The sequence below is a fragment of the Mycobacterium sp. ZZG genome, from assembly GCF_054786995.1.
In genome coordinates this window covers 25,187-34,097 of sequence record NZ_JBTBFV010000056.1, presented here as the reverse complement: position 1 = coordinate 34,097, position 8,911 = coordinate 25,187, and the positions used below count along the sequence as shown (strand labels likewise).

Genomic DNA, 8,911 nt, shown 5'->3' with positions numbered 1-8,911 from the left:
CTTGCACCGGAAGTGCCTTTCGAAGTTGTGCCGATAAGTGCGTAGGAACACTCATCATCACAGTTCAAAGGGCACTTTCCTCATTCCGACACCCGATGACCAGCCAATTCATCGGCGGATCGAGGCTAAAGCCCGCGTCGGCCGGTCGCACCTTCGTCTGGGCCGGCATGTGGTTTTACCCGATCCCGATCGTGCTCGGCCTGCTCGGCCTGGTCGGCCTCGGGTTCGGCGTGACGCTGCAGGATCTGGGAGCCGCCGGCCCCGGCGGCATCGGGCCGTACGTGATCAGCCACCTCGGTCTGCCGATCGTGCTGATCGCCCTCTATGTCCTGATCATCCTCAACGCCTGCTACTCGTCGATCGACGGGGCGTTCTCGGCGTTGTCCTCGGTGGTCGCGGTCGACATCCTCAAGCGGGCGAAGCCGGACATCGCGCCGAAGTCATTGTTCCGCTACACCAAAGCCTCGATCCTCGTCGCCGGCGTGATCGGCGGCATCGTGGTCAGCTCCGGCATCGACTACGTGGATCTGGTCAACACCGTGTACTTCCTCAAGGCCTCGCTGATCATCCCGCTGGGGCTGGCGATCTTCTGGAAGCGCATGACCTCAACGGCGTTCGTCACCAGCCTCGTGCTGGCCATCGCCGTCGGCTACCCCGTCCGTGAGTTCGTCGGCGAACTGCCCGGAATCATCACCCTGGAGGTCATTTCACTCGTGGCTGCCGTCGGCATAAGCCTGTTGTCCCAGCAGAGATTCGACTACGAGGCGCTCACGCGGCGCGGCGAGGCGCTCACCGAGCGCGACGTGCCGACCGCTGCCCCGACGACGGAACCGGATCCGGTCCGATGAGCGCGTTCTGGATCGCCGTCGTCATCGGCGTCGCCGTCGGCGTGGTGTACGTGGCGCTGGCCGTGCAGGCGTTCTTCAGGGTGCGCCGCGATGTACTGGCCTCGGCCGAGCTAGGCGTGGCCGCCGAGATCGACACCGCCGGGCTGGAAGAGGACCACGGCACCTTTGCCTGGAAGGCGCTCGGCGCGGTGGCCGCCTCGACGGCGGTAATCGTGCTGCTCGGTGTCGGCCCCGTCTTCTGGTATCTCCCAGCAGTTCTGGCCATCGGCTCCGCCGCGGCCGTGGCCACCGCCTTCATCATCGACCGGAGAGTTCAACCGTGACCGAGAACGTCAAGAAAGCTCATCTGCTCGGGTTCGTTCAGCACGGTGTGATGAACCACGCATCGACGATGTGGGCGCACCCGCGTGACAAGGTGGGCTATCACTGGTCGCGGCCGGAGTATTGGCGCGACCTGGGCCGCACGATGGAACGCGGCTTGTTCGACGCGATGTTCATCGCCGACGAGCTGGCCCCGTACACCACCTATAAGGGCAACTCCGATCCGGTGGTGAAGTTCGCCGGCCAGTGCCCCGTGCACGAACCGGCCAGCGTGGTGCCGATCGTCGGGGCGTTCACCAAGCACCTGGGCATCGGCATCACGTTGTCGACTTCCTTTGTGCCGCCGTACATGATGGCCCGCCAGCTGTCCACGCTGGACCACCTCACCGGCGGCCGGGTGGGCTGGAACATCGTCACCTCGTACTCCAAGAGCGAGTTCCAGGCGATGGGCAAGCAGAACCTCACCCCGCGCGACAAACGCTACGAGGTGGTCGAGGAGTACATGCAGCTGCTCTATCAGCTGTGGGACTCCTGGGACGACGACGCGATCGTCTACGACCGCGAGAACGGGATCTTCGCCGACCCCGCCAAGGTCCGCGAGGTCGACTTCCAGGGCGAGTTCTTCCAGTCCAAAGGTCGCCACTTCGTGGCCCCGTCCCCGCAGAAGCGGCCCGTGCTGTGGCAGGCCGGATCCTCGGACCAGGGACGGGAATTCGCCTCCAAGCACGCCGAGTCGGTGTTCGGCATCTTCCCGACACCCAAAAGCATGCGCGCCTACGCCGACGACATCCGCACCCGCGCCGACAACCACGGCCGCGACCCGGAGTCGGTGAAACTGATCTACGGCCTGCAAACCGTCATCGACCGCGACAAATCCCGCGCCAACGACCGCTACGCCGAGTTCGTCGAAAACGTCCAGATCGAAAGCGCACTGGGAATCCTGTCCGGGCACACCGGGTTCGACTTCTCCACCCTCGGCCTGGACGACAACGTCGTCGACGCCGACGTCCAAGGCATCCGGGGCCTGTTCGACGCCATCCTCGAAGCCAAGGACGGCGCCCCGGTCACCGTGCGCGAGGCCGCCCAGATCTACGGCGTGTCCATGGGCGCACCGGTCGCGGTCGGCACGCCGGCCGATGTGGCCGACCAGATGGAGCAGTACCTCGACGACGGCGGCTGCAACGGCTTCATGATGCTGGCCACCGACACGCCGGGCTGCTTCAACGACATGACCGAACTACTGGTCCCCGAACTGCAACGACGCGGACGCTTCCGCACCCGCTACCCCGGAACCACACTGCGCGAAAGCCTCCAGGAGTATTGATTGCGCAAGGCGCATTTTCTCGCCTTCATGCAGCACGGGGTGAGCAGTCACTCAGTCGGCATGTGGCGCCACCCGCAGGACAAGGTCGGCTGGGACTACGCGTCGCCACCGTACTGGGAACATCTGGCCAAGACGCTGGAGCGAGGGCTGTTCGACGCGGTGTTCCTGGCCGACGAACTGGCCCCGTACAACTCCTTCGAGAACAGCTCGGACGCCACTGTGCGGTACGCGGTGCAGGCCCCGACGCATGAGCCGGCGGCACTGGCGCCGATAATCACCGGCGCGACAACGAATCTCGGAGTGGGCATCACGTTGTCGACCGCGTTCGAGCATCCCTACTCGATGGCCCGCCGGCTGTCCACGCTCGACCACCTCTCGGGCGGGCGGATCGCGTGGAACATCGTCGGGTCGTACTCGCCGTCGGAGTTCGCGGCCTACGGACAGGAGATGCCGGACCGCTCGATCCGCTACGAGCGCATCGCCGAGTATGTGGACCTGTGCTGTCAGTTGTGGGATTCGTGGCAGCCCGACGCGGTGGTCGCCGACCGGGCTACCGGCATCTACGCGCACCCCGAGAAGATCCGCGAGGTCGTCTTCGGGGGTAAGCACTTCCAGTGCCGCGCACGACATTTCGTCGCTCCTTCGCCGCAGGGCCGACCGGTGTTGTGGCAGGCGGGAGCCAGCGAGCCGGGCCGACAGTTTGCCGCGTCCACCGCCGAGGCGATCTTCGCGATCCAGCCGACGGTGTCCTCGATGCGGGCCTACTCCGACGATATCCGCGGGCGCGTCGCCGCTGCCGGGCGTGATCCGGACGCGGTCAAGCTGTACTACGGCGCGCAGGTCATCGTCGGCGCGACCGACGCCGAGGCGTCCGAGAAGGCCGCGCATCTGCGGTCGCTGCTGCGGCCGGAGGCGTCGCTGGCGATGCTGTCCGGTCAACTGGGTGTGGACTTCTCGACCTTCGATCCGCTCACCCCACTCGACGAGGTCGCGGTTCCCGGAATCCAGGGTGTCAAGGACGCGTTGGTCGCGACGGGTGCGGGCCAGCGGGTTACCGTTGCCGAGGCCGCCGACATCTACGCGTTCCGCTTTTCGATGCCGCAGGTGATCGGCACGCCGGAGTCGGTGGCAGATCAGCTGGAAGTGTTCATCGACGACGGTGGCGCCGACGGCTTCATGCTGCTGGCCACGTACACCCCTGGGTGTTTCGAAGAGTTCGTCGATCTGGTCGTGCCGGAGCTTGCCCGCCGCGGGCGCTACCGCACCCGCTACCCGGGGCGGACGCTGCGCGCGAACATCCGCAACGACTAGGTGGCCTACGGGCCGCTCGCGATGACGACCGGGGACGCGGCAGATCAGTAGTCGACGCGGAATCCCCCGATGAGACCGATGATGTTCCCGTCGGGGTCCGGGAAGCGGCTCAGCCGCACCCCTTTACTCGCGTCGACGATGTCGCCGGGGTGTAGACCGCGCTGCGTCAGCTCGGCGATGTGGCTCTCCAGATCGTCCACCGCGACGTTGAGCTCGTCTGTTCCGGCCCTGTCCGGGTCGTGGAACACCTGCACCCACGCCCCCGGCAGCACCTGCCATTCGACCAGGGTCGGCATCGGGTTGTTGTCCTCCCCGCGGCCGAACAGGGATGCGTCCCACTGCCTGCTCATCGCGATGTCGCGGACATGGACGACCGCCAGTACGTGGGCGATAGACATGCGGCTCTCCTTTCTTCTCACGGATACCGACTCCGGACCACCGCCGATCTCACCGCTCCGGCGGCAGCCGCGTCCGGACCTTGCTAGGTTTTTCCGGTGCCGGGTAGCTGGGGACCAATTCTGACGGAGCTCATTCCACTCGCCCTTGTCATCGCGCTCTCCCCGCTGTCGATCATTCCCGCGGTCCTGGTGCTGCGGAGTCCGCGGCCCCGCGCGGCGGGGGTGGCGTTCTGCATCGGCTGGCTGGTCGGCCTGGCCGTGCTGACCGGGATCTTCCTGCAGTTGTCCGATCTGGTCGGCGGGATCGGCACCAAGCCGCCGAACTGGGCGTCGTGGCTGCGCATCGTCATCGGCGTCGGATTGATCGTCTTCGGCGCCTACCGCTGGGCCACGCGTAAGCAGTCCGAGCACATGCCCGGATGGATGACGCGCATGAGCGGCCTGACTCCACCTCAAGCGTTCGGCATGGCGGCGGCGCTGACCGTGCTCAACCCCAAGGTGTTCTTCATCTGTGTCGCAGCGGGTTTGGCGATCGGATCGGCGGGACTGGAATCGCCGGCCGTGTGGGGCGCCGAGATCTGGTTCGTCGCGATCGCGGGCATGACCGTCGCGATTCCCACTCTCGGCTACGCGATCTCCGGGGGGCGCCTCGAGCCGACGCTGAACCGGGTCAACGCGTGGATGGAGCGCCAGCACGCGGTTCTGGTGGCTGCGATCCTCGTCGTGATCGGTCTTCTGTTGCTGTACAAGGGCGTTCACGCCCTAACCGGGTAGGCCCAGCTCCTCGGCATCGGCGGTCAGATACCGCGTCACGGTCGGGGCCAGCAGCCTGACCACATCCTCGGCCGGCAGTTCGGACAGCGGCGCCACCCTCATCACGTACCGCAGCAGCGCGGTCCCTACCAGGCTGCTCGCCGCGAGCATCGCCCGCAGCCTGGCCTGGTCACCGCCGCCGAGCTCCCCGGACACCGCGGTCAGCACGTAGTTCTGCATGAAGGTGCGGAAAGCCTCGTGCGCATCGGAATTGGACGTGGCCGACGCGAGCATGGCGCGCATGGACTCGGCGCTCTCGGGCGCTTCCCAGATCCCCAGATAGGTCCGCACCATCCTGGTCCCGATGTCGGCGTCGTCCCCATCCGAACCGGCGAGCGCCGCGACCAGTACCGCGGGGTCGATGATCAGGCGCAGCGCCTCGCGGAACAGCTGCTCCTTGGAACCGAACAGATACAGCACCATCGACGGATCCACCCGGGCGTCGTCGGCGATCGCGCGCAGCGTGGTCCTCTCGTAACCGTCGCGTGCGAAGCGTAGCTTCGCCGCCGCCAGCACCGCGTCCCTGGACACCGGCTCGCCCTGACGACGGCCCCGGCGCCTCGTTGTTCCGGCTGGTCGCGGCATGCACCGACGCTACCATTTCAATCATCGTTGAATTACGGCCGGATCAGGCTTACGCTCTTCTCACCAGCATTTCAACGACTGATGAAAAGAGACCGTCATGACGTCGACGCGCTCACACACCGAACCGTCGGCCGCCGTCCGTGCCGGCGGCATCGTCGTCGCCATCACCGCGCTGCTCGCGGTGGTGGCTCTCGCCTTCGCTCTGCCCGCGGCCCGGTCAGGCCCGCACGACGTGCCGATCGGTGCGGCCGGACCGGAAGCCGCCGGCGGCCGGATCGCCACCATGCTCGACGAGAAGATGCCGGGCGCCTTCGCGGTGACCTACTACCCTGGTGAGGCCGCGCTTCGCGACGCGATCCGGAACCGGGACGTCTACGGCGGGTTCGTGCTCCCGTCACGACCCGGTGAGCAACCCGCGCTGTTGATCGCCAGCGGCGGCAGCCCGGCGGTCGCGCAGTTGCTGACCCAGCTGGGCGCTGAGCTGGGACGGCAGACCGGCACACCGGTGCGCACCGAAGACCTCGCCCCTCCCACCGCCCGGGATCCCCGCGGCGCGGGTCTGGCCGCGTCGGCGCTGCCGATCACGCTGGCCGCGATTCTGCCCGCCATCGCGCTGGTGCTGGCGCTGCGGCGCGAGATCTGGACCGGCTTCGCCGCCGCCGTGGTGTTCTCTGCCGTCGCCGGAGTCACCATCGCCGCGCTGCTGCGATTCGTCCTCGGTTCGATCGACGCGAACTTCTGGGGTGTGGCCGCCGGGCTCACGCTCGGGGTGGCCGCGACGCTGCTGTTCATCTTCGGCCTCGGCTCGCTGTTCGGCAGAGCGGGCCTGGCCGCCGGTGCCCTGCTCGCGCTGCTGGTGGGCAACCCGTTGTCGGGTCTGGCCGGCGCCCCGGAGATGCTGCCCGCCGGCTGGGGCCAGTTCGGCCAGCTGCTTCCGCAAGGCGCGACCGCGACGCTGTTGCGGTCGACGGCGAGCTTCGGCGGCGCCGGCGCCACAACCGCCGTCATCGTGCTGACCTGCTGGGCACTGGCCGGCGCAGCGCTGGTGGCGGTCGCCGCCGTTCGCGACAGGACCGCAGGCGCCGACGTGACTTAGGATCGTGCGGCGTGGGACTCGAAGACCGCGAATCGATGCGCATCCTGCGGGAGGCGTTCGACTTCGACCGCGGCTCCGAGTCGCTGATCGCCGACTTCTATACCCGATGGTTCGCCGCGGACCTGTCCGCGCGCGACCTGTTCCCCCCGGACATGGAGAAGCAACGCCAGGTCTTCGCGCAAGCCATGTGCTGGCTGTGCGACGAGCTCATCGCCCAGCGCGCCGAGGAGCCCGTCGCGTTCCTGGCCCAGCTCGGCCGCGACCACCGCAAGTACGGTGTCACACAGGCGCATTACGCGACTATGCAGCAAGCGCTGCTGGACACGCTGCGCAAGGCGCTGGTGGAGCAGTGGGACCGTCGGCTCGCCGAAGCCGTCGACGACGTCGTTCAGCTCGTCGTCGGGGTGATGAGCGGTGCGGCCGACGCCGAGACCAGCCCCCCGTTCTGCGACGGCACCGTGCTCGAACACCTCCGGCCCACCCGCGACGTCTCGGTCGTCCGGCTCAAGATGGACCATGCGCTGGCCTACCACCCCGGTCAGTACGTGCCCGTGCAGGTGCCGCAGTGGCCGCGCCGGTGGCGCTACCTGAGCCCGGCGATCCCGGCCGACCCGCAGGGCTACCTCGAGTTCCACGTCCGCTCGGTCGCCGGAGGCATGGTCAGCACCGCCGTCGTCGGAGAGACCCGGCCCGGTGACCGCTGGCGGGTTGCCAATCCGCACGGCGCGATGGAGATCGACCGGGCCGCGGGGGATGTGCTCATGGTCGCCGGCAGCACCGGCCTGGCGCCGCTGCGGACGTTGATCATGGACCTGACCCGGTTCGGTGAGAACCCGCGGGTGCACCTGTTCTTCGGCGCCAAGTACCCGTGCGAGCTCTACGACCTGCGCACGCTGTGGGAGATCGCGTCGACCAATCCGTGGCTGTCGGTCACACCGGTTTCGGAGCTGAACTTCGACCCGCCGTGGGCGGCGCACTTCCCCGACCCAACCCCGCCCCGCGGACTGCATGTGCGCCAGACCGGTCTGCTGCCCGAGGTCGTGACGCGGTACGGCAACTGGGGCGACCGGCAGATCCTGCTCTGCGGACGGCCGGAGATGGTGCGGGCCACCAAGGCGGCCCTGATCGCCAAAGGTGCCCCCGCCGAACGGATCCAGCACGACCCGCTGGCGGGCTGAACAACGCATGGCAGGATCGCAGCCATGGACGCGTTCGAAACCGTCACGCTGCGTGATCCGTCGTCCCCGCTGACCGCGACCTACGCTCCGGGCGCCGGCATGGTCGGCACCTCGCTGTCCGACGACGGGGTCGAGCTGCTCGGCCAGCGCCGCGGTCTGTACGCCTACGTGTCGAACCACAAGACCATGGGGATCCCGATCCTCTACCCGTGGGCCAACCGCCTCAGCAGCAACGGTTACGGGGTGGACGGCGCGGTGGTGACGCTGACCCCGGGCACCGGGGGCGTGCGCACCGACGAGCACGGGGTCCCGATCCACGGCATCCTGGCCGCCTATGACGACTGGACCGTCACCACGATGCTGGAGTCGCAGCTGAGCGCCGAACTGGATTTCGCGGCGCGGCCCGGCCTGCTGGCCAGCTTCCCGTTCCCGCACCTGCTCACCCTGGACATGACACTGCGCGACCGCACACTCACCGTCACCACCACGGTCACAGCGACGACCGGGTCCCGGGTGCCGCTGTGCTTCGGCTTCCATCCCTACCTACAACTGCCCGACGTGCCGCGTGCGCAGTGGCAGATCGAGACACCGCCTATGCGGTACCGCCCGGTCAACGCGTGGGGCATCCCGACGGGGCTCATGGAGGACCGGCCGGCCCACTCCGAGACGCTGGGCGACACGGTGATCGACGACGGCTACGACGAGGTCGCACCCGGGTCGATGTTCGCGCTGTCCGGCGGCGGGCGGCGGATCGAGGTGCATTTCGACGAAGGGTTCACCGCCGCACAGGTCTTCGCCCCGGGCAACGACGACGTGGTGTGCTTCGAGCCGATGGCGGCCCCCACCGACGCACTGCGCAAGGGCGGTTACCGCGAGGTGCGGCCCGGCGAGTCCGCGGTGGCCCGGTTCCGGATCAAGGTCGCCTGACCCCAAGGTGCCCTGACTTCCAAAAGGCCGAAATCGCATTCCCTGCGGGCACATCGCGAAAAAGGCCGCGTGGAATGCGATTTCGGCGGTTCGGGGTGCGGCGCGAGAGC

The 8,911-nt window shown here is 68.0% G+C and carries 10 protein-coding genes; 8 read left to right on the top strand and 2 right to left on the bottom strand.

Annotated features, from left to right (window positions below; translation table 11 throughout):
- The first annotated feature begins 167 nt into the window (after positions 1-167).
- The 4 genes from ACXMYJ_RS23485 to ACXMYJ_RS23470 are packed head-to-tail and all read left to right on the top strand — an operon-like array spanning position 168 to position 3,804.
- Positions 168-848, top strand: a complete 681-nt coding sequence (locus ACXMYJ_RS23485; RefSeq protein WP_460358993.1) for a hypothetical protein — start codon at positions 168-170, stop codon at positions 846-848.
- Positions 845-1,171, top strand: coding sequence for a hypothetical protein (locus ACXMYJ_RS23480; RefSeq protein WP_460358992.1), 327 nt, complete (start codon positions 845-847; stop codon positions 1,169-1,171). Before ACXMYJ_RS23485 ends, ACXMYJ_RS23480 begins: the two co-directional genes overlap by 4 nt.
- The gene (locus tag ACXMYJ_RS23475) at positions 1,168-2,493 is read left to right on the top strand and encodes an LLM class flavin-dependent oxidoreductase (protein ID WP_260756661.1); all 1,326 of its coding nucleotides are present in this window, start codon (positions 1,168-1,170) and stop codon (positions 2,491-2,493) included. The genes ACXMYJ_RS23480 and ACXMYJ_RS23475 overlap by 4 nt, the downstream gene beginning before the upstream one ends.
- Positions 2,494-2,520: 27 nt before the next feature.
- Positions 2,521-3,804: an LLM class flavin-dependent oxidoreductase gene (locus ACXMYJ_RS23470; RefSeq protein ID WP_460358994.1), complete on the top strand. Its 1,284-nt coding sequence runs from the start codon at positions 2,521-2,523 to the stop codon at positions 3,802-3,804.
- Positions 3,805-3,848: 44 nt separating this feature from the next.
- Here the strand turns inward: ACXMYJ_RS23470 and ACXMYJ_RS23465 are convergent, their stop codons facing one another.
- Entirely contained in the window at positions 3,849-4,202 is a 354-nt protein-coding gene (locus ACXMYJ_RS23465) for a VOC family protein (protein WP_460358991.1), read from the bottom strand.
- Between the two features lie 96 nt (positions 4,203-4,298).
- Between ACXMYJ_RS23465 and ACXMYJ_RS23460 the strand changes: the two genes are divergently transcribed.
- Entirely contained in the window at positions 4,299-4,976 is a 678-nt protein-coding gene (locus ACXMYJ_RS23460) for a GAP family protein (protein ID WP_260756658.1), read from the top strand.
- Here the strand turns inward: ACXMYJ_RS23460 and ACXMYJ_RS23455 are convergent.
- Positions 4,965-5,600, bottom strand: coding sequence for a TetR/AcrR family transcriptional regulator (locus ACXMYJ_RS23455; protein WP_260756657.1), 636 nt, complete (start codon positions 5,598-5,600; stop codon positions 4,965-4,967). The two genes, ACXMYJ_RS23460 and ACXMYJ_RS23455, sit on opposite strands and share 12 nt — an antisense overlap.
- Positions 5,601-5,697: 97 nt before the next feature.
- On the opposite strand from ACXMYJ_RS23455, the gene ACXMYJ_RS23450 reads away from it, so the two are divergent.
- From ACXMYJ_RS23450 to ACXMYJ_RS23440, 3 genes are read left to right on the top strand one after another with little or no spacing between them, the layout of a single operon-like run.
- The gene (locus tag ACXMYJ_RS23450) at positions 5,698-6,696 is read left to right on the top strand and encodes an ABC transporter permease (protein ID WP_443188034.1); all 999 of its coding nucleotides are present in this window, start codon (positions 5,698-5,700) and stop codon (positions 6,694-6,696) included.
- Between the two features lie 11 nt (positions 6,697-6,707).
- The gene (locus tag ACXMYJ_RS23445; RefSeq protein ID WP_260756653.1) at positions 6,708-7,874 is read left to right on the top strand and encodes an FAD-binding oxidoreductase; all 1,167 of its coding nucleotides are present in this window, start codon (positions 6,708-6,710) and stop codon (positions 7,872-7,874) included.
- 24 nt (positions 7,875-7,898) lie between these two features.
- On the top strand, positions 7,899-8,801 hold the full coding sequence (locus tag ACXMYJ_RS23440) for an aldose 1-epimerase (protein ID WP_260756652.1): 903 nt from the start codon (positions 7,899-7,901) through the stop codon (positions 8,799-8,801).
- The last annotated feature ends 110 nt before the right edge of the window (positions 8,802-8,911 follow it).

What these genes read in the sequence shown, in the direction of transcription:
- ACXMYJ_RS23455 (WP_260756657.1), bottom strand. Translation starts at nt 5,600, where the DNA reads ATGCCGCGACCAGCCGGAACAACGAGGCGCCGGGGCCGTCGTCAGGGC.
- ACXMYJ_RS23465 (WP_460358991.1), bottom strand. Translation starts at nt 4,202, where the DNA reads ATGTCTATCGCCCACGTACTGGCGGTCGTCCATGTCCGCGACATCGCG.
- ACXMYJ_RS23480 (WP_460358992.1), top strand. Translation starts at nt 845, where the DNA reads ATGAGCGCGTTCTGGATCGCCGTCGTCATCGGCGTCGCCGTCGGCGTG.
- ACXMYJ_RS23470 (WP_460358994.1), top strand. Translation starts at nt 2,521, where the DNA reads ATGCAGCACGGGGTGAGCAGTCACTCAGTCGGCATGTGGCGCCACCCG.
- ACXMYJ_RS23440 (WP_260756652.1), top strand. Translation starts at nt 7,899, where the DNA reads ATGGACGCGTTCGAAACCGTCACGCTGCGTGATCCGTCGTCCCCGCTG.
- ACXMYJ_RS23485 (WP_460358993.1), top strand. Translation starts at nt 168, where the DNA reads ATGTGGTTTTACCCGATCCCGATCGTGCTCGGCCTGCTCGGCCTGGTC.
- ACXMYJ_RS23450 (WP_443188034.1), top strand. Translation starts at nt 5,698, where the DNA reads ATGACGTCGACGCGCTCACACACCGAACCGTCGGCCGCCGTCCGTGCC.